The sequence below is a fragment of the Nesterenkonia sp. HG001 genome, assembly GCF_034438835.1.
Lineage (GTDB): Bacteria > Actinomycetota > Actinomycetes > Actinomycetales > Micrococcaceae > Nesterenkonia > Nesterenkonia xinjiangensis.
In genome coordinates this window covers 108,795-126,604 of sequence record NZ_JAOSZD010000008.1, presented here as the reverse complement: position 1 = coordinate 126,604, position 17,810 = coordinate 108,795, and the positions used below count along the sequence as shown (strand labels likewise).

The following is a 17,810-nucleotide window of genomic DNA, read 5'->3' as shown; positions in this document are numbered from 1 at the left end:
ATGCTACCGCCCGTGCCGGACCGACGCCGCGCGGCGTCCCGGCGACGTCGTCACGCTTCAGCGGTCAGCGTCTGCCCGATCTCCCGGAGTTCGTCGAGCACTGTGCGCACGGCCTGTCGGGCGTGCCGCTCAGGACGGCTCAGGGCGATGATCGTCCGCTCCGCCGGGGCGCCGACCAGCGGTCTCAGCGCGATCCCGGGACCGGGCCGCGAGGCGAAGCGCGGCAGCACCCCGACGCCCACGTCGCGGGCGACGAGCGCCTCGACCAGATGGTTGTCGCGCAACCGACACACGCGGTGCGCCGGCTCGCCGGTGGCCTGCTCCACGGCGGCCGGCACGGCATCGAACGGATACCCCTCGGGGACCCCTACCCAGGGGAGGCCGATCAGCTGGGAAGGGTGCAGCTCGTCCTGGTCGGCGAGCGGGTGGCGGGTGGACAGGGCGATGTCGAGCGGTTCGTGGGCCAGGACGGTCGTGATGAGTCCTTCGGCAGTCTGCGGGGCAGGACGCGGGGTGGTGTGGTGGCCGATGACGATGTCCGCGTCGCGGGCGAAGGTGGCGAAACGCTCCATGGACAGGAAGTCGCTGAGCTGCACGATGAGGGGACTCCCGGCGAGCCGCCGGACCAGGTCCGGAAGGAGCGGCGCCCCGGCGCTGGGCAGGGCCTGGACGGTGACCTTCCCCCGGGGTTCGCCGGTGGCGGTGTCGAGCTCAGCACGCAGGGACGCGAGGCTGTGCAGGATCTCGGTGGCGCCGTCGGCGAGCAGCTGGCCGGCTGAGGTGAGCCGGATTCCCCGGGAGACCGGTTCGACCAGCTTCACCCCGAGCTCGCGCTCGGCGGTGCGCAGCTGCTGGGAGAGTGCGGCCGGCGTGCGGTGGGTGGCGCGCGCGACGGCGGCGAGGCTGCCACGCTCGGACAGTTCCCTGAGCAGTTCCAGATGTCTGATCTCCATGTAGGCATCCTAAATGATTCCATCAGAAGTATTAGGTAGACCTATAGGACGGTTCACCGGAGGATGGCCTCGTGCCTACCCGACATGCCCTCCTCGCCGCCCTCGCCGCCGCCTTCTGGGGGCTGAACATCGTGGCCATCCATCAGTCGCTCGAACACTTCCCCCCGTTCTTCCTCGGCGGGCTGCGCTTCCTGCTGCTGGCGGTGCCGGCTGTGCTGTTCGTCCCCTGGCCCGGTGTCCGGGTGCGCCACCTGCTGGGGTTCGGCCTGGGGACGGGAACTCTGCAGTTCGTGGGGCTGTACCTGGGCATGGCGGCAGGGTTCCCGGCGGGCCTGGCCTCCTTGGTGCTCACCTGTGCGGCGCCGTTGACGGTCCTGCTGGGCGCCCTGATGCTGCGCGAAAGGGTCACGGGCCGTGCGGCCGCCGGCGTCGGGCTGGCGCTGGCCGGGCTGGGGGTCGCCGGGTCGGTGCGGGGCGGACTGGACGGATGGGGGCCGTTCCTGCTGGTGCTGCTCGGCGCCCTGGGCTGGGCGCTGGGGAACCTGGCCTCACGCCGAGCGATGCCGGAGCGGCCGCTGGCGCTGGTCATGTGGATGTCCGTGGTCCCGCCGGTGCCGATGCTCGGCCTGGGCGGGACTGGTGTACACCGTGCTGGTGGGATCCCTCGTGGCGCCGACGATCTGGGCCTGGCTGCTGCGCCGGCACCCCGCCGGGGCGGTCGCACCGTTCTCGATGCTGGTCCCCGTCGTCGGGTTCTTCGCGGCCTGGCTGGCGCTGGGCGAGCGGCCCGCCGGGCTGGAGATCTTCGGCGGGGCGCTGGTGGTCGCGGGCGTGCTGTGGGGCTCCGCACGGCGCCGCCCGATCGTCAGCTGACCGTGCGGCAGCCGAGGCGCCGCTTCGAGTGCGGGCGGGGGGACTTGAACCCCCACGTCAAAGACACTGGAACCTAAATCCAGCGCGTCTACCAATTCCGCCACGCCCGCGCGTGGCACCTGCGGCGGGCTCTGACCGAGGCCCGGAGGGGGTCGTCGTCAGGCACGGGGCAGGCGCGGCCCTTCAGTCTACAAGAGCCGCCCCGCCGAGAACGCGGGGCGGCTCGTGAGGCCCGAGCCGTCGACGGGCTCAGATGTCGAGCTTGTCGCGCAGCCGCCCGACATGCCCGGTGGCTTTGACGTTGTACTGGGCCAGCTCGACGTTCCCCTCCTCGTCGATGACGACGGTGGAGCGGATGAGGCCCTCGGTGACACGGCCGTAGTTCTTCTTCTCCCCCCAGGCGCCGTAGGCCTCGGCGACCTGGTGGTCCTCGTCGCTGAGCAGCGGGAAGTTCAGCGACTCGTTCTCGGTGAACGTCGAGATCGCAGAGACCGGGTCGGGGGAGACGCCCAGAACGGCGTACCCGGCGGCCTGCAGGGACTCGAGGGAGTCGCGGAAGTCGCAGGCCTCCTTCGTGCAGCCCGGCGTCGAGGCCTTCGGGTAGAAGTAGACGATGACCTTCTGCCCACGGAGGTCGGCGAGTCCGACGGTGCCGCCGGCGGCGGCGGGAAGGGTGAAGGTCGGGGCGACGTCGCCCGGTGCGAGTCGATGTGCCATGGCAGGAGACCTTTCGACGAGGGATGTCGCAGGGACTGCGACGTGGATGTGCTGCGGCAGATCCGGGTGTGACAGGGCACCGACCCGGCTCCGGTGCGGACTCCACCCTATCGACGTGCTGAGACTCGGACCACATGATGCTGTGCACACCAGACCCCGATCCGTAGACTGGCCGGCATGGCGGAGGAGCCCACGGCGGAGCAGCCGACTCGAGGAGAGAGTGAAGAACGCCTCGTCAGCGCGCTGCGGGGCACCTTCGACGTCTCTGTGATGAACTTCGGTTCCTACAACATCCTCTACGCGGCCAACCTGTACGCCCGGGAAGCCCGTGCCTCGGGCCAGGAGCAGCACGTGGGCTCGGTCCATGACGGCGTGGGCCTGGCGGAGCATCTGTTGGTGGGGTACCGCCGGCAGCCGATGGAGCTGGTGCTCTGCCCCGTGGATCTCGACGACGTGCTCTCCCGGGTCGCACGTGCTGCCCCGGATCCTGCGGCGGACGCCGTCCCCGCGGTGCCGCTGCCCGTGAATCTGACCAATCTGGCGGGCATGGCCGCGGAGGGGCGTCAGCTGGAGATCGCGATGTCCACCGGGCACCGCGTCGTCCTGGAGGTGCATCCTCAGGTGAGCTTCGAGGCCCTGCCGGATGTGACACTGGGTCAGCGTCACGATGTGGAGGACTTCTACGACTTCGTCGACTTCTTCATGGACCGGCTGGAGGAGATGAACCCGGTCTGAGCAGGTCCGCTGAGGTGTGAGCCCGGTCGGCCCCGTGCACACATTTGGGCCAGTACCCCCTCCGTCGTCCGGGAACGACGACGAGGGCCCGGCACCTGTGGGTGCCGGGCCCTCGTCGGACGGAGGCGACAGCCTGCACTCGTCAGAGTGGGCCCCCCGGGACTTGAACCCGGAACCTGCAGATTAAGAGTCTGATGCTCTGCCAGTTGAGCTAGAGGCCCTCGGCTGCAGGCTGTCGCTTCCGCGATGTGCTGCTCGGTCACCCGAGCAACGACATGAAACTCTAGCATCGGGTCTCAGGCTGCGCCAACTCGGAGGGAGATCAGGGGTTGTGATCCTCATCTCACCAGCTCAGCGGGCCGGAGAGGCTCAGAGAGGGCCGCTCTGAGCCGTCCGGTCAGGCGTGCCGCACACGAGGCTGCTCCGCGAGCGGGATGTGGTTCAGCGCATCCCGCGGGCACGCAGGTAGTTGACCCTGCGGGTCTCGCCTCGGATGGTGAACAGGGAGATCACCGTGCCCACGTAGAGGAATCCCAAGGTGAACAGGAACAGGAGTCCCATGAGGATCTTGCCCAGGTAGAAGTACTGCAGCCCGGCCACGAAGAAGAAACCCACGATGGTCAGCACCAGGGCGATCCCCGGGTCCTTCTGCGGTCCGTCATATGCGCGTGATGCCATGGGCACAGTCTACGCCCGGCTCAGGCTGGCTTCTTCAGGGCCACCATCAGGCTGATGACCTCGGCGCCCTTGTCCTCCTCCACCACGGGCTGGCGGACCTCGTCGGCCCATCGCATCGTCTGCAGCACGTAGGCCTTGGGGGACTTTGAGATCGGCTCGAGAGAGTAGCTGCGGTCCAGCAGCATCGGATCGGCCTGCTCGGCGGGGGCGAACCGCTGGACGGTGATCTCCCGGCTCTCGTCCACGGGAAGTCCCGCGAGCTCCTCCCGGGTGGCGATGACAGTGTCGGAGTCCTCCTCGTAGGCGCGCTTGATGTCCTTGTAGTCGACGACGGCGTTCTGCGCTGCGCCGGGCGCGTGGGCACCGGCTTCTCGGACGCGGAGCTCGAGTCGCTGCGGTCGAGGTTGGAGCGCATCGAACGCAAGACCCCGCCGACCGGAGACGTTCCCCGTGCGGACCGACGAGAGGTCCGGTGGGCCACCCCGAAGGTGGTGGGGGAGGTGCGCCATTCAGGCCGTACTCGTGAGGGTCGCCTTCGTCAGCCTGTCTGGCGCGGTCTGCGGCTCGACAAGTCGCCCGATGACGTCCGCTGGGAATGAGCGTGCGAAAACAGGCGCGGGTCGGGGAGAGCGGTCCTGACCTGGACGGAGAAACTGTCCACGGATGCCGCTCCACATCCGTGGCCATCTGTGGGACCATAATTACCGCATGTTCGCATGATGTAAAAGTCCGAGTCTGTGCTTCAATGGATCAGGATTCACCCGAGGATCATCCGAGGCGATCGAGGGAGCAGCACGCATGGCGGGAGAGATGGCAGGGACGGCGCGTGATGTCGCGCGTCTCGTGGGCGGCGCAGGGCTGCGTCGCCGCTGCGCGCAGTCGACGGCTCGCCGCCTGGTGCAGGGTGCCGGGTCCGCCGGAGTCGTCGCCTATCGGCAGGATCCGCAGCAGGAGCTGCAGGTGCTGGCCCACGGGGTGAGTGGCGCCGGTGACTGGCTGCTCGCCCTCGCCGACGCCTCAGGGCTGAGTGCTCACACGCAGACTGAGGTGCGGATCCAGGTCGATCAGCTGGGCGCACCGGCCGAGATCCGTGTGCACACGGCGAGCCTGCACGCACTGGGAACCCTGCGGCCCCTCGCAGCGTCCGAGGCGGAGCTCCTGCTCGCCGACGATGCCGTCTCGGACCCGGTCAGGGACGCCGCAGGCGCCGCCGGATCATGCCTCGCGATGGCGGAGGTCGGCTCCGTGCTCGTCCATGCCCGTGAGGATGTGGAGAAGCTGCCCTGGAGCGAAGTCTCCCAGGCAGCGGCGTTTCCCCGGGTCGGACAGGAGTGGCAGGCCGTCGACTCGGTGGCCGCCCTCGCCGGCTCCACCGTGGGGGTTCTGCTCCAGGACCTCGCTCAGGGGGCCCGGCGGGGCATCCTCGGAAGGCCCATGGCGGGCGTGCCCCACTGTGGCGGCGAGGGTCCGAGGCACCTGCTGCTGGACGTGGACACCGAGGGCTGCACATGGCTCGTCGCCGAAGGCGGCCAGGTGCGCACGGCGTTCCTCGCCTTCGATCAGCCGGTCCGCGATGAAGACGACCTGCTGGAGGCCCTGCGGTCCTGGCGTACGGCCGCAGCCTGAGCCGCACGCCCGAGAGCGCAGATCACCGCCGCCGGGCGTGTGTCACTCCTGGGAGTAGGTCAGGCAGTTCGCGGTGTCGCCGCCGACGGTGACAGCCTCGGCAGTGCACATCAGGTCTGTGTTGTGCACGCACTCCAGGCGTTGGCATGCGCCGACGTGTCCCTCTGCGGTGGGGAGCCCGCCCCGCACGTCGAGGGCGATGAAGGTCCCGCAGGTGGGTGAACCCGTGGAGCCGGAGATCGTGACGGCGTCCGCGCGGCAGGCACCGTCGTTGAATGCGCAGGCGGTCACCTCGCAGGAGGCGACGGGGGCGAGGCTGGTCATGGCGATTCTCCTCGTGGTCTCTCTGGGCGGCAGCTCCGTCCAGATGTCGTCAGGATAGGCCTCCCCGACATGGCCCACAAGACTCCGAGACCTCACTGGAATCCGTCAGTATCTCGGCCCTGATCCGACTCTCTGGGGCGCAGGGACGCCTGTCCTGATCAGCGCACACGGGGATGACGAAACACGGTCCGCCCGCCGCCCCGGCCGCCCTCGGAGCCCCGCGTGGGACAGCTCTCACGCACATGTCAGAGTTGACCTGAGTCACAGAGGGGCGGAAGATGTTGTGCCACAGCGCCCGCGGGCCGACCTGTCGGCGGGCGCATCACCATGTGCAGGCACAACATAAGGGGACACCCACCCGATGAGCACCACCACTGAGGAGCCGGAATCCGGCTCAAGCGCTTCAGGTCCGGAGGGCGACGACGCTCCCCGCGGCCGGGGCACCAGCGCGAGGAAGCGCCGAGGAGGCTTCCAACGCTTCCTCGACGTCATCGAGTACCTGGGCAACAAGCTGCCGCATCCGGCCACGCTCTTCGCCTTGCTGGCAGGACTCGTCGTCGTGCTCTCCTGGGCGCTGTCCCAGGCGGGCCTCAGCGTCACTGATCCCCTCGAAGGGGAGGAGGTCGAGGTCTTCAACCTGCTCTCGGCCGAGGGCATCGAATGGATGTTCACCTCCGCAGTGGACAACTTCATCGGCTTCGCTCCGCTGGGGGTGGTGCTGGCCACCATGATCGGCATCGGCATGGCCGAGCAGAGCGGCCTCATCGGCACCGCTCTGAAGACCTTCATCCTGTCCATCCCGCGATTCCTGGTGACCTTCGGCATCGTCTTCGCGGGCATCATGTCCTCCGTGGCCTCTGACGCGGGCTACGTCGTGCTCCCGCCCTTGGCCGCGATCCTCTTCGTCGCGCTGGGGCGGCACCCGCTGGCCGGCATCGCGGCGGCCTTCGCCGGAGTCTCGGCCGGATTCAGCGCCAACCTGCTGCTCTCCGCCACCGATGTCATGCTCGGGGAGCTGACCATCGAGGCCGCCGCCACGGTGGACCCGGCCTACGCGGAGCAGATGAATCTGGCGATGAACTACTGGTTCATCATCGCCTCGACCGCCCTGCTGGCGATCGTGGGGACCCTGGTCAGTCAGTTCGTCATCGAGCCCCGTCTCGGAGACTGGCACGGAGAGGGCGTCATCGCTGACCAGGACAGCGCCGAGCTGAAGGTCACCGCCGAGGAGAAGAAGGGCATGATCTGGGCCGGCGTCTCACTGGTCGTCACCGTGGGCCTGCTGCTGATGCTCATCGTCCCGGAGAACGCGGTGCTGCGCGGTGAGGACGGGACGGTGGTCCAGTCGCCGTTCATGAGCTCGCTGGTGGTGGTCATCATCATTGCGTTCTTCGTTCCCGGGCTGGTCTACGGCATCGTCACCAAGGTGGTGCGCAACGACACCGACGTCGTGGACCACGTCTCCAAGACTCTGGCCGGCATGGCCATGTTTTTGGTGCTGGCCTTCACCGCCGGGCAGTTCATCGCCTACTTCAACCAGTCCAACATGGGCCTGCTGGTCTCGGTGGCGGGTGCGGACCTGCTCGAGTCCATCAACCTCACCGGGCTGCCGCTGATCCTGGTGTTCATGGGCTTCGTCGCGGTGGTGAACCTACTGGTGGGCTCGGCCTCGGCGAAGTGGGCCATGCTGGCACCGATCATGGTGCCGATCATGATGTACCTGGGGATCTCTCCTGAGTTCACCCAGGCCGCCTACCGCGTCTCGGATTCGTCCACCAACATCCTCAGCCCGTTGATGACCTACTTCGCGATCGTCATCGCCGTGGCCCAGCGCTACGACAAGCGCATCGGCATCGGTTCGCTGATCTCGGTGATGCTGCCGTACTCCCTGGCGTTCATGGCCGCGTGGACGCTGATGACCACGGGCTGGATGTGGCTGGACCTTCCGCTGGGGCCGAACTCGCCCATCCACTACGAGCCCTGACCGGCATGGGGCCATCGTTCCTCGCGGTGCTGGCCGTGCTGGCCGTGCTGGCCGTGTTGTGCCGTGACACGGTCGACGGCTGGCCGTGAGGAACCCCCGGGGGAGGCCCGGCGTCTGTTCGGCGCTGATGATCCCCTGGCAGAGGATTCGCCGGGATCGACGGCGGCACGGTATTGTGAGTCGGTCCGTGCCGTCTGCTGGCCGCGGGGTCGCCGCCCTGCGGAGTGTCCTCATCCAGCCCGGCGGATGATCGGGGTGTAGCTCAGCTTGGTAGAGCGCGCGCTTTGGGAGCGTGAGGCCGCAGGTTCAAATCCTGTCACCCCGACGGCGGCCGAGTCGCCCTGGGAACGTCGTTCTCCGGGTGGATGTCGGTCGAGGCCGACGCTGTGGGCTCTGCCGTGGAGCTCGCATCAGACATGATCAGTCGTCATCTATCAGGAGCCCCCACGTGGTCAAGAGCACCGTTGAAAATCTGAACCCGACTCGAGTCAAGCTCACCGTCGAGGTGACCTCTGAGGAGCTTGAGCCCAAGATCAAGGCCGCATACCGGAGCATCGCGGAGCAGGTTCAGATCCCCGGCTTCCGCAAGGGCAAGGTCCCTGCGCCCATCATCGATCAGCGCGTCGGCCGTGAATACGTCGTCCAGACCGCGATCAACGACGGCCTGAACGAGTTCTACCAGCAGGGCCTGGCCGAGGCAGAGATCTCTCCGCTGTCGCGTCCGGAGGTAGAGATCGAGGAGATCCCGGACCCCAAGACCAACGAGGGCGTGCTGAAGTTCACCGGCGAGCTTGACGTCAAGCCCGAGGTGGAGCTGCCCGACTACGCCGGCCTCGAGGTCGAGGTCGAGGCGCGCACCGCCGACGACCAGGCCGTCCAGGAGCAGCTGGACGAGCTGCGTTCGCGGTTCGGGACGCTCAAGGACGTCGACCGTCCCGCCGCCACCGACGACTTCGTCACCATCGACCTGGTCGCCAGCATCGGCGACGAGGAGATCGACAACGCCACCGGGCTCTCGTACCAGGTCGGCGCCGGCACCATGCTCGAGGGCATCGACGAGGCCCTCGAGGGGCTGTCGGCCGGCGAGGACGCCGCCTTCGAGACCACCCTGGCCGGCGGCGAGCACTCGGGCGAGTCCGCCTCGGTGAAGGTCACCCTGCAGGCGGTCAAGGAGCGTGAGCTCCCCGAGGCCGATGACGAGTTCGCCCAGCTCGCCTCCGAGTTCGACACCATCGAGGAGCTGCGCGCGGACCTGGCGACCAAGGCCGAGGACAACCTGGTCGTCGAGCAGGGCGTCGAGGCTCGGGACAAGGTCCTCGAGAAGCTCATGGAGCTCGTCGAGGTCCCCGTCCCCGCATCTGTGGTCGAGGGTCAGGTGGAGCAGCACTTCAGCCAGGGCGGCCACGCTGAGGGCGACGACCACGACAGCGCAGAGCACCGCGAGGAGATCGAGGAGCAGACCCGCGAGGCCTTCCGCAACGAGGTCGTGCTGGACCTGATCGCCGACAAGGAGGAGATCGGCGTCGACCAGGGTGAGCTCATCGAATACATCGTCTCCACCGCATCCCAGTACGGCATGGAGCCCAACCAGTTCGCGCAGATGCTCGACCAGGCCGGCCAGGTCCCGATGATCATGGGTGAGGTCCGCCGTCGCAAGGCGCTGGCCAAGGTCCTTGAGCTCGCGGTGGTCAAGGACTCGGAGGGCCAGGCCGTGGACCTGACCGACTTCGTCACCCCGCAGGGCGAGGACGAGGAGGAGGGTGCGGCCGAGCAGGTCGCCGAGACCGCCGAGGCCGAGACCGCCGCCGACGACCAGGCTCAGGAGTCGACGCGGGAGACCTCCGAGGAGAAGTGATCCGGCGGTGATTCTGCGGCGTCCGGGACGCCGCACCGCCAGCCCGACGACGGCGGGCCGTGGAGCCGAGAGGCGCCGCGGCCCGCCGTCGTCGTCTGCCCACGGCAGAGCTGACCTGCGCACCCTGCGCCAACAGCGAACGATGCCGCAGTGTGCCGCGGGCCCGGCCGATCACCAGGTAATGTCAGGGACAGCACGGACGGCCGTGTGGGCGATGCGGGACCGAGTCCCCCGCCGACGGCCGATCCCGGACTTGAGAGAACACTGGAGTGGAGGAACGTCCATGTCTGAGAGCCTGCCCAGCATGTCGACCGTGGACCCGGCGTCACGCGACGACTACATCTACAACCGCCTGCTCAAGGAGCGGATCATCTGGCTGGGGTCGGAGGTCCGCGATGACAACGCCAACGCCATCTGCTCGCAGATGCTGCTGCTCTCCGCCGAGGACACCGAGCGGGACATCTATCTCTACATCAACTCCCCCGGGGGTTCGGTGACCGCGGGCATGGCCGTCTACGACACCATGCAGTTCATCCCGAACGACGTCGTCACCGTCGCCACCGGCCTGGCCGCCTCCATGGGACAGTTCCTGCTCTCCTCGGGCACCCCGGGCAAGCGCTTCGCCACCCCGCATGCCCGCATCCTCATGCACCAGCCCTCGGGAGGCATCGGCGGCACCGAATCCGACGTGCGCATCCAGGCGGAGCTGATCCAGCACATGAAGCAGGTCATGGCTGAGCTCACCGCCGAGCAGACCGGTCAGACGGTGGAGACGATCCTCAAGGACAACGCACGGGACAAGTGGTTCACCGCCGAGCAGGGGCTGGAGTACGGCTTCTTCGACAAGATCGCCCAGCGTTCCTCCACCGTCTCCGGCGGCGGGGGAGTCTGATCCGTCCAGCTGGCAGCGCCCGCCGGCCGCGCGTCGGCGGGGACCACTGACCTCCGTACCGATCACCCGGACTGATCTGCCCGCGGATCAGCAGGACCACAGGAGCACCACAGACATGAACCTCTTCGACCACGATTCCGCCCAGGGCCTCCCGGCCGCCGCGCCGACCCTCCCGGCGATGCCCAGCTCGCGCTACATCCTGCCGCAGTTCGAGGAGCGCACCCCGTACGGCTTCAAGCGTCAGGACCCCTACGCGAAGCTCTTCGAGGACCGCATCGTCTTCCTCGGCAGCCAGGTGGACGATGCCTCGGCCGATGACATCATGGCCCAGCTGCTCGTGCTGGAGTCGATGGACTCCGAACGGGACATCACCCTCTACATCAACTCCCCGGGTGGCTCCTTCACTGCGATGACGGCCATCTACGACACGATGCAGTTCGTCCGCCCGCATGTGCAGACCGTCTGTCTCGGCCAGGCGGCCTCGGCGGCCGCCGTGCTGCTGGCCGCAGGCACCCCGGGCAAGCGTCTGGCGCTGCCCAACGCCCGGGTGCTCATCCACCAGCCGGCGATGGGCGGCCAGCGCGGCACCGCCACCGATCTGGCGATCCAGGCCGACGAGGTCGCGCGCATCCGCACCTGGATGGAGGACGTGCTGGCTCAGCACACGGACAAGACCCCGGAGCAGGTCCGCGAGGACATCGATCGCGACAAGTTCCTCTCTGCTGCCGGCGCCAAGGACTATGGCCTGGTGGACGAGGTTCTGGCTTCCCGCAAGCTGCCCGTCTGACCTGTCGCCAGGAGGTGGCCGGCCGGACACGGTGGGACGGGCCGATGTCACCGAGGATGTCACCGGGGTGAAGTAGGCTTGTCGGGTACCGTCCTGGGCGGCGGTCATCGTTCCGGCGGCATGGTCCGGGGGATGCCCAGGACCCGATGATCTGAGGGGATTGCGAGGCATGGCACGAATCGGAGAGAGCGCAGATCTGCTGAAATGCTCCTTCTGCGGAAAGAGCCAGAAGCAGGTCCGCTACAAGCTCATCGCGGGCCCCGGGGTGTACATCTGCGACGAGTGCATCGAACTCTGCAACGAGATCATCGAGGAGTACCTGAACGAGGTCCAGGAGCCGGACGACTTCGAGCTGCCCACTCCCCGTGAGATCAGCGACTTCCTCAATGAGTACGTGATCGGCCAGGACAAGGCCAAGCGTCTGCTGGCCGTGGCGGTGCACAATCACTACAAGCGCATCCAGGCGACTGGCTCGGCGAAGAAGACCGCCTCGCTGGAGAAGGGCCCGCTCGACGACGTCGAGATCGGCAAGTCGAACATCCTGCTGGTCGGTCCCACCGGCTCCGGCAAGACCTATCTGGCCCAGTCCCTGGCGCGGAAGCTGCAGGTGCCCTTCGTCGTCGCCGACGCGACGTCGCTCACCGAGGCCGGCTATGTCGGCGAGGACGTCGAGAACATCCTGTTGAAGCTCATCCAGGCCGCCGACGGCGACATCAAAAAGGCTGAGCAGGGCATCATCTACATCGATGAGATCGACAAGATCTCGCGTAAGTCGGAGAACCCCTCGATCACCCGCGACGTCTCAGGCGAGGGCGTGCAGCAGGCGCTGCTGAAGATCCTGGAGGGCACCGTCGCCTCGGTTCCCCCGCAGGGCGGGCGCAAGCACCCCCAGCAGGAGTTCATGCAGATCGACACCTCCAACGTGCTCTTCATCGTGGCTGGGGCCTTCGCGGGCCTGGATGAGATCATCGGCTCGCGGGCTGGGCGCAAGGGCATCGGCTTCGGCGCACCGCTGAGCACCATCAGCAGGGATGAGGTCTCCTACTCCGACGTCGAGCCGGAGGATCTGCACAAGTTCGGTCTCATTCCCGAGTTCATCGGCCGTCTGCCGGTGGTGGCCACGGTCGAGGACCTGGACCAGGAGGCGCTGATCCGGATTCTCACCGAGCCCCGCAACGCCCTGCTGAAGCAGTATCAGAAGATCTTCGCCATCGATGGCGTGGAACTCGAGTTCGACGAGGGTGCGCTCACCGCCGTCGTCGAGCAGGCTGAGGCCCGCGGGACCGGCGCCCGTGGGCTGCGGTCCATCCTGGAGGCCGTGCTGAATCCCGTGATGTTCGATCTGCCGAGCTGGGATGACGTCTCCATGGTCACCATCACCGAGGAGGTCGTTCGCGAGGGCGTGGATCCGGTGCTGCTGACCCATGCCGAGGCCAAGAAGCTGCGCAAGAAGTCCGCCTGAGCCTTTCACCGCGAGGCCTGAGCATGCCGTTCGCCCCTCTCTGATGTGGTGAGTCCCCCGCTGATGTATCTCAGCGGGGGACTCACCTGTCTCGGGGATTCCTCCTCTGTGTCATCCTCTTCCAGGGCCGTCGAAGTCGACGCGGGGATGTCATCCCTCTGACCAGGTCTTCCCTGGGTATATAGTGAGGGCACTCACAGAGTCATCGCGGGGGGCGGGCCTTTCACCGACGCCTTCTCACCGATGCCGCTCGGACCTGAGAGAGGTGGACGGTCTATGCCAGAGACTTCGATGCCGGGAGCGCCCGCCGGGGCCGTAGGCGGTTCGCGGGAGGGTAATGCCGCCTCCTCGCGGCAGCACCTCCGTGCCCGTCCCTTCCGCGCCGCCGCCGTGGTCCTCGCCGGAGGACTTGTGCTCTCCGCCTGCGGAGGCGGGGACGACACCCCAGTGCTGACCTGGTACATCAATCCTGACGACGGAGGCCAGGAGGCGCTGGCGCAGCAGTGCTCCGAGGAGGCCGACGGAGCCTATCGGATACAGACCTCGCTGCTGCCCAACGATGCTCCTTCTCAGCGTGAGCAGCTCGCCCGGCGCTTGGCCGCTGGAGACACCTCGCTGGACATCATGAGTCTGGACCCGCCGTTCATCCCCGAACTGGCGGAGCCGGGCTTCCTCGCCCCGATCCCCGAGGGCGTCGCTGAACGCACCACCTCCGACACGCTGGAGGGTGCGCTGGCCGGAGCCATGTGGCACGACGAGCTGGTCGCTGTTCCGTTCTGGGCCAACACCCAGCTGCTCTGGTACCGGGAGTCGGTCGTGGAGGAGGCGGGGCTCGACATGGACGAGCCGGTCACCTGGGAGCAGATCATGGACGTCGCCGAGGAGCAGGACAAGCACCTCTCCGTCCAGGGGATCCGCGCCGAGTCGATGACGGTCTGGCTCAATGCGCTGGTCGAGTCCCAGGACGTGTCGATCCTGGTGGACCCCTCGGCCGCCTCCGAGGAGTTGGAGACCAACCTGGACTCCGAGGCCGGCCGTGCCGCCGCCGAAGTGCTCCACCGGATCGGTTCCGAGGGCCTCGGCGGCCCGGGCATCGCCTCCATGGACGAGAACCAGTCGATGCTGCTGTTCCAGCGCGACGAAGGCTCCTTCATGCTCAACTGGCCGTTCGTCTGGGCGGCGACCAACGCTGCCGCCGAGGAAGGGACCGTGGACGCGGACCTCCCCGATGACATCGGCTGGGCGCAGTACCCACGCATGGACGCGGACACTCCCTCAGCACCGCCGTTGGGCGGCATCAACCTCGGCGTGGGAGCGGAGTCGGAGCACCCTGAGCTGGCCTACGAAGCCATCGAGTGCATCGTCGCCCCGGAGAACCAGGCGGAGTACTTCGTCACCAATGGGAATCCGCCCTCCTCCGAGGCCGCCTTCGACGACGCGCGCGTCGAGGAGGACTATCCGATGGCCGACGAGATCCGCGAGGCGCTGGACAATGCGGCGCCGCGGCCGCAGACGCCCTACTACAACGAGATCTCGACAACCATCCAGCTGAATTACACCCCGCTGAGCGGAGTGGACCCCGAGCGGACGCCCGCCGAGGCCGACACCACCGTGGGTGAAGTGCTGAGAGGGGAGCGTCTCCTGTGACCACCACCGCAGATGACAGCCGCCGTGCACGACGGCGGGCCACCGACCAGCGCCGCGCGGTGAGATCGGACCGATCCAGAGCGGAAGCGCGTCTGGGCTGGCTGCTGGCCGGCCCCGCCTTCGTCATCATGCTCGCCGTGACCGCCTACCCGATCGCCCAGGCGGTCTTCGACTCGATGTTCGCCTTCCGGCTCACCGCGCCGGACGAGCGGGACTTCGTGTTTCTGTCCAACTACACGACGATCTTCACCGACGGCGTCTTCTGGAGTGCTCTGGGTGTGACGGTCCTGGTCACGATCGTGACGGTCGCCGTCGAGCTGGTACTGGGCTTCGCCCTTGCCCTGGTGATGCACCGAGCGCTGAAGAGGCTCCGTGGGCTGCTGCGCACCGCGATCCTGGTGCCCTACGGCATCATCACCGTGGTCTCGGCCTTCGCCTGGTACTACATGTTCGACATCAACTCCGGCTTCGTGAACAGCTGGTTCGGCTGGGTGCCCGGCATCGGAGCGGAGCTGGACTGGTTCGCCGACTTCGGCACGGCGATCACCGTGATCATGGCCTCGGAGATCTGGAAGACCACTCCATTCATCGCGCTGCTCCTGCTGGCTGGTCTCGCCCAGGTCCCGGAAGAGCTCCTCGAGGCCTCCCGCGTGGACGGGGCGACCTGGTGGCAGCAGATGCGCCGGGTCGTCATCCCGAACATGAAGGCCGCGATCATGGTGGCGGTGCTCTTCCGGGCACTGGACGCCTTCCGGATATTCGACAACGTGTTCATCATGACCGGCGGTGACGCGGACACCGAGGTGCTCTCGCTGCTGGCCTATCGCACGTCGATCGGGCGATTGGAGATCGGCCTCGGCTCGGCGATCTCCGTGGTGCTGTTCCTGTGCGTGCTGCTGATCTGCTTCATCGCGATCAAGTTCTTCAAAGTCGACCTCGCCAGCGGCACGGACGCCTCCGGCGGCAAGGGAGGGAAGAAGTGATGGCTGCTCCCGGCAAGCTCACCGGCCGCAAGCGCCTCGGCTGGACGGTGCTGACCGTTCTGGTCCTGGTCTACGCGCTGTTCCCGGTCGCCGCCATCCTGGCGACCAGCTTCAAGACCCCGGGCGACCTGGGCAACAACACCTTCCTGCCGACGACGTGGACCTGGGCCAACTACGAGATGATCTTCGTGGGCAACGCCCAGGAGCTCTTCCTCACCGCACTGCGGAACTCGATCGGCATCACCCTGATCGCTACCTTCATCGCGGTGGTGCTGGCCACGCTGTGCGCCTATGCGATCGCCCGCCTGGACTTCCCGGGCAAGAAGATCATCCTGGGCTCCGCGCTGGCGGTCTCCATCTTCCCGGTGATCTCCGTGGTGACCCCGCTGTTCAACCTTTGGCGCACCATCGGTCTCTATGACACCTGGCTCGGCCTGATCATCCCGTACCTGTCGCTGACCCTGCCGATCTCCATCTGGACCTTGGCGGCGTTCTTCCGGCAGATCCCCTGGGAGCTAGAACAGGCGGCCCAGGTGGACGGCGCGACCCAGTGGCAGGCGTTCCGCCGAGCCATCATTCCGCTCGCCATGCCCGGAGTGTTCACCACGGCGATCATCGCGTTCTTCATCGCCTGGAACGACTTCGTGTACGGGATATCGCTGACCTCGACGGAGGCGGCCCGTCCAGTCCCTGCGGCGCTGGCGTTCTTCACCGGCGCCTCGCAGTTCGAGGAACCCACCGGGGCGATCTCGGCGGCGGCCATCGTGGTCACCATCCCTGTGGTGGTCCTCGTGCTGCTCTTCCAGCGGCAGATCGTCTCCGGCCTGACGCAGGGAGCGGTGAAGGGATGAGAGCATCCGGTCCCGTCGGTGCAGTCGGCCCACGCACCACCCCGCCCTGCGGGAGCCCCAGACCTGAAGCCCCGGACGCTGTCGGAAGCGTCGTGACCGTGGAGGAGACGTCAACATGGCATCCATCACCCTGAAGAACATCGTGAAGAAGTACGACGACGGCTTCCCGGCCGTCAATGACATCTCCATCGACATCGAGGATGGGGAGTTCGTCATCCTGGTGGGGCCGTCTGGATGCGGGAAGTCCACCCTGCTGCGGATGATCGTGGGGCTGGAGGACATCACCTCCGGTGAGCTGCTCATCGGCGGAGAACGGGTCAACGAACGGGCTCCGCGTGATCGGAACCTGGCCATGGTCTTCCAGAACTACGCGTTGTACCCGCACCTGACCGTCTACGAGAACATCGCCTTCCCGATGCGGCTGGCCAAGGGCAAGTTCTCCGACACGGAGGTCGACGAGCGCGTGCGCAACGCCGCCCACATGCTGGAGCTCACGGACCATCTGGAGCGTAAGCCGGCGAACCTCTCGGGTGGTCAGCGCCAGCGGGTGGCGATGGGCCGGGCCATCGTCCGGCACGCCAACGCGTTCCTCTTCGACGAGCCGCTCTCCAACCTGGATGCCAAGCTGCGCGGGCAGATGCGCGCTGAGATCTCCCGGCTGCAGCGCAGCCTCAACACCACCTCGGTCTACGTCACCCATGATCAGACCGAGGCTATGACGCTCGGGGACCGGGTGGCGGTGCTGAAGAAGGGCGAGCTGCAGCAGATCGCCTCTCCGCGCGAGCTCTATGAGCAGCCGGCGAACCTCTTCGTGGCGGGCTTCATCGGTGCCCCGTCGATGAACTTCCTTCCTGGAACCATCGAGGGCTCGGTGCTGCGCAGCCCGGTCGGAGACATCGAGTTGCCGGAGCACACCGCTGCGGCGGGCCGAGACCGGGACATCGTGCTCGCGGGCATCCGTCCGGACTTCTTCGAGGACGCCGCCACCTTGAGCGAGCCGCAGCTCTCCAAGGGCTCCACCTTTGCGGCGGAGCTGACCCACACCGAGTGGCTGGGCAACGAGCAGTACGTGTACGTCTCCTATGAGAATGATCCGCGCGTCGCCGAGACGATGCAGACCCTCGCCGAAGAGATGGACGCCGACGAGCTGCGCACCCAGCTGGTGGTCGCGGTGGACGCCACCTCGCGTCTGCGAGGTGGCGACTCTGCCACGCTGTGGGTCGATTCTCGGCGGATCCACCTGTTCGACCCGGCCACCGGAGAGAACCTCACCCGGGACGCCGAAGCTGGGGAGGAGCTCACCCGGCTGGCGAGGGAGGATCGCCGGCGCGACGCCGAGCGTGCCGCCCAGAAGGACGCCTGACCTGTAGGACAGAGGAGCCCCACACCGCTGTCATGGCGGTGCGGGGCTCCTCTGTCCGGCCCAGTGTCGGCCTCGACCGC

The 17,810-nt window shown here is 67.5% G+C and carries 17 protein-coding genes, 3 tRNA genes and 2 pseudogenes; 15 read left to right on the top strand and 7 right to left on the bottom strand.

All coding sequences use genetic code 11. From position 1 onward, the window contains the following. Positions 1-50: 50 nt before the first annotated feature. Complete coding sequence (locus ODE13_RS13655; protein WP_322479745.1) at positions 51-953, bottom strand: LysR family transcriptional regulator; 903 nt, start codon at positions 951-953, stop codon at positions 51-53. 71 nt (positions 954-1,024) lie between these two features. Here ODE13_RS13655 and ODE13_RS13650 point away from each other — a divergent pair. Further along, positions 1,025-1,351 (top strand): annotated as a pseudogene (locus tag ODE13_RS13650) (EamA family transporter); the annotation flags it as partial. Positions 1,352-1,607: 256 nt separating this feature from the next. Continuing rightward, positions 1,608-1,826: an EamA family transporter gene (locus ODE13_RS13645; RefSeq protein WP_322479744.1), complete on the top strand. Its 219-nt coding sequence runs from the start codon at positions 1,608-1,610 to the stop codon at positions 1,824-1,826. Positions 1,827-1,855: 29 nt separating this feature from the next. On the opposite strand, the gene ODE13_RS13640 is transcribed toward ODE13_RS13645, so the two are convergent. Together ODE13_RS13640 and bcp are read right to left on the bottom strand one after the other, a co-directional pair. Further along, positions 1,856-1,936: transfer RNA gene (locus tag ODE13_RS13640), tRNA-Leu, on the bottom strand. Between the two features lie 139 nt (positions 1,937-2,075). Beyond that, entirely contained in the window at positions 2,076-2,543 is a 468-nt protein-coding gene (bcp, locus tag ODE13_RS13635; RefSeq protein WP_322479743.1) for a thioredoxin-dependent thiol peroxidase, read from the bottom strand. A gap of 177 nt (positions 2,544-2,720) precedes the next feature. Between bcp and ODE13_RS13630 the strand changes: the two genes are divergently transcribed. Next, a complete protein-coding gene (locus tag ODE13_RS13630; protein WP_322479742.1) occupies positions 2,721-3,278 on the top strand; it encodes a hypothetical protein in 558 nt (185 codons plus the stop codon). A 148-nt stretch (positions 3,279-3,426) separates the two neighbouring features. Here the strand turns inward: ODE13_RS13630 and ODE13_RS13625 are convergent. The 3 genes and pseudogenes from ODE13_RS13625 to ODE13_RS13615 form a co-directional block, all read right to left on the bottom strand. Beyond that, positions 3,427-3,499 (bottom strand) — tRNA-Lys (locus ODE13_RS13625). Positions 3,500-3,719: 220 nt separating this feature from the next. Further along, positions 3,720-3,956: an NINE protein gene (locus ODE13_RS13620; protein WP_179540214.1), complete on the bottom strand. Its 237-nt coding sequence runs from the start codon at positions 3,954-3,956 to the stop codon at positions 3,720-3,722. 20 nt (positions 3,957-3,976) lie between these two features. After that, positions 3,977-4,279 (bottom strand): annotated as a pseudogene (locus tag ODE13_RS13615) (Ku protein); the annotation flags it as partial. Here ODE13_RS13615 and ODE13_RS13610 point away from each other — a divergent pair. Continuing rightward, entirely contained in the window at positions 4,172-4,555 is a 384-nt protein-coding gene (locus ODE13_RS13610; protein ID WP_416210713.1) for a hypothetical protein, read from the top strand. The pseudogene ODE13_RS13615 and the gene ODE13_RS13610 sit on opposite strands and share 108 nt — an antisense overlap. Positions 4,556-4,754: 199 nt before the next feature. Further along, the gene (locus ODE13_RS13605; RefSeq protein ID WP_322479741.1) at positions 4,755-5,582 is read left to right on the top strand and encodes a hypothetical protein; all 828 of its coding nucleotides are present in this window, start codon (positions 4,755-4,757) and stop codon (positions 5,580-5,582) included. A 42-nt stretch (positions 5,583-5,624) separates the two neighbouring features. Here ODE13_RS13605 and ODE13_RS13600 read toward each other — a convergent pair whose 3' ends face one another. After that, positions 5,625-5,906 (bottom strand): DUF1540 domain-containing protein, encoded by a 282-nt coding sequence (locus tag ODE13_RS13600; protein ID WP_179540210.1) that lies wholly within the window; start codon positions 5,904-5,906, stop codon positions 5,625-5,627. A gap of 361 nt (positions 5,907-6,267) precedes the next feature. Between ODE13_RS13600 and ODE13_RS13595 the strand changes: the two genes are divergently transcribed. The 10 genes from ODE13_RS13595 (at position 6,268) to ODE13_RS13550 (ending at position 17,730) form a co-directional block, all read left to right on the top strand. Then, positions 6,268-7,890 carry an AbgT family transporter gene (locus ODE13_RS13595; RefSeq protein ID WP_322479740.1) on the top strand — a complete coding sequence of 541 codons (1,623 nt, stop codon included), beginning with the start codon at positions 6,268-6,270 and terminating at the stop codon, positions 7,888-7,890. 251 nt (positions 7,891-8,141) lie between these two features. Continuing rightward, positions 8,142-8,215, top strand: a tRNA-Pro gene (locus ODE13_RS13590). Between the two features lie 123 nt (positions 8,216-8,338). Further along, positions 8,339-9,745 carry a trigger factor gene (tig, locus tag ODE13_RS13585; RefSeq protein ID WP_322479739.1) on the top strand — a complete coding sequence of 469 codons (1,407 nt, stop codon included), beginning with the start codon at positions 8,339-8,341 and terminating at the stop codon, positions 9,743-9,745. 304 nt (positions 9,746-10,049) lie between these two features. Next, entirely contained in the window at positions 10,050-10,637 is a 588-nt protein-coding gene (locus ODE13_RS13580) for an ATP-dependent Clp protease proteolytic subunit (RefSeq protein ID WP_179542920.1), read from the top strand. Positions 10,638-10,815: 178 nt separating this feature from the next. Continuing rightward, positions 10,816-11,424: an ATP-dependent Clp protease proteolytic subunit gene (locus ODE13_RS13575; protein WP_322479791.1), complete on the top strand. Its 609-nt coding sequence runs from the start codon at positions 10,816-10,818 to the stop codon at positions 11,422-11,424. Between the two features lie 169 nt (positions 11,425-11,593). After that, a complete protein-coding gene (gene clpX, locus ODE13_RS13570) occupies positions 11,594-12,886 on the top strand; it encodes an ATP-dependent Clp protease ATP-binding subunit ClpX (protein WP_322479738.1) in 1,293 nt (430 codons plus the stop codon). Positions 12,887-13,162: 276 nt separating this feature from the next. After that, entirely contained in the window at positions 13,163-14,533 is a 1,371-nt protein-coding gene (locus ODE13_RS13565; protein WP_322479737.1) for an extracellular solute-binding protein, read from the top strand. Beyond that, positions 14,530-15,516, top strand: a complete 987-nt coding sequence (locus ODE13_RS13560) for a sugar ABC transporter permease (RefSeq protein ID WP_322479736.1) — start codon at positions 14,530-14,532, stop codon at positions 15,514-15,516. The genes ODE13_RS13565 and ODE13_RS13560 overlap by 4 nt, the downstream gene beginning before the upstream one ends. Then, positions 15,516-16,367, top strand: a complete 852-nt coding sequence (locus ODE13_RS13555) for a carbohydrate ABC transporter permease (RefSeq protein ID WP_179540205.1) — start codon at positions 15,516-15,518, stop codon at positions 16,365-16,367. Before ODE13_RS13560 ends, ODE13_RS13555 begins: the two co-directional genes overlap by 1 nt. Before the next feature lie 115 nt (positions 16,368-16,482). Then, complete coding sequence (locus ODE13_RS13550) at positions 16,483-17,730, top strand: sn-glycerol-3-phosphate ABC transporter ATP-binding protein UgpC (protein WP_322479735.1); 1,248 nt, start codon at positions 16,483-16,485, stop codon at positions 17,728-17,730. Positions 17,731-17,810 lie beyond the last annotated feature (80 nt).

What these genes read in the sequence shown, in the direction of transcription:
- ODE13_RS13655 (WP_322479745.1), bottom strand. Translation starts at nt 953, where the DNA reads ATGGAGATCAGACATCTGGAACTGCTCAGGGAACTGTCCGAGCGTGGC.
- bcp (WP_322479743.1), bottom strand. Translation starts at nt 2,543, where the DNA reads ATGGCACATCGACTCGCACCGGGCGACGTCGCCCCGACCTTCACCCTT.
- ODE13_RS13630 (WP_322479742.1), top strand. Translation starts at nt 2,721, where the DNA reads ATGGCGGAGGAGCCCACGGCGGAGCAGCCGACTCGAGGAGAGAGTGAA.
- ODE13_RS13620 (WP_179540214.1), bottom strand. Translation starts at nt 3,956, where the DNA reads ATGGCATCACGCGCATATGACGGACCGCAGAAGGACCCGGGGATCGCC.
- ODE13_RS13605 (WP_322479741.1), top strand. Translation starts at nt 4,755, where the DNA reads ATGGCGGGAGAGATGGCAGGGACGGCGCGTGATGTCGCGCGTCTCGTG.
- ODE13_RS13600 (WP_179540210.1), bottom strand. Translation starts at nt 5,906, where the DNA reads ATGACCAGCCTCGCCCCCGTCGCCTCCTGCGAGGTGACCGCCTGCGCA.
- ODE13_RS13595 (WP_322479740.1), top strand. Translation starts at nt 6,268, where the DNA reads ATGAGCACCACCACTGAGGAGCCGGAATCCGGCTCAAGCGCTTCAGGT.
- ODE13_RS13580 (WP_179542920.1), top strand. Translation starts at nt 10,050, where the DNA reads ATGTCGACCGTGGACCCGGCGTCACGCGACGACTACATCTACAACCGC.
- ODE13_RS13575 (WP_322479791.1), top strand. Translation starts at nt 10,816, where the DNA reads ATGCCCAGCTCGCGCTACATCCTGCCGCAGTTCGAGGAGCGCACCCCG.
- clpX (WP_322479738.1), top strand. Translation starts at nt 11,594, where the DNA reads ATGGCACGAATCGGAGAGAGCGCAGATCTGCTGAAATGCTCCTTCTGC.
- ODE13_RS13565 (WP_322479737.1), top strand. Translation starts at nt 13,163, where the DNA reads ATGCCAGAGACTTCGATGCCGGGAGCGCCCGCCGGGGCCGTAGGCGGT.
- ODE13_RS13555 (WP_179540205.1), top strand. Translation starts at nt 15,516, where the DNA reads ATGGCTGCTCCCGGCAAGCTCACCGGCCGCAAGCGCCTCGGCTGGACG.
- ODE13_RS13550 (WP_322479735.1), top strand. Translation starts at nt 16,483, where the DNA reads ATGGCATCCATCACCCTGAAGAACATCGTGAAGAAGTACGACGACGGC.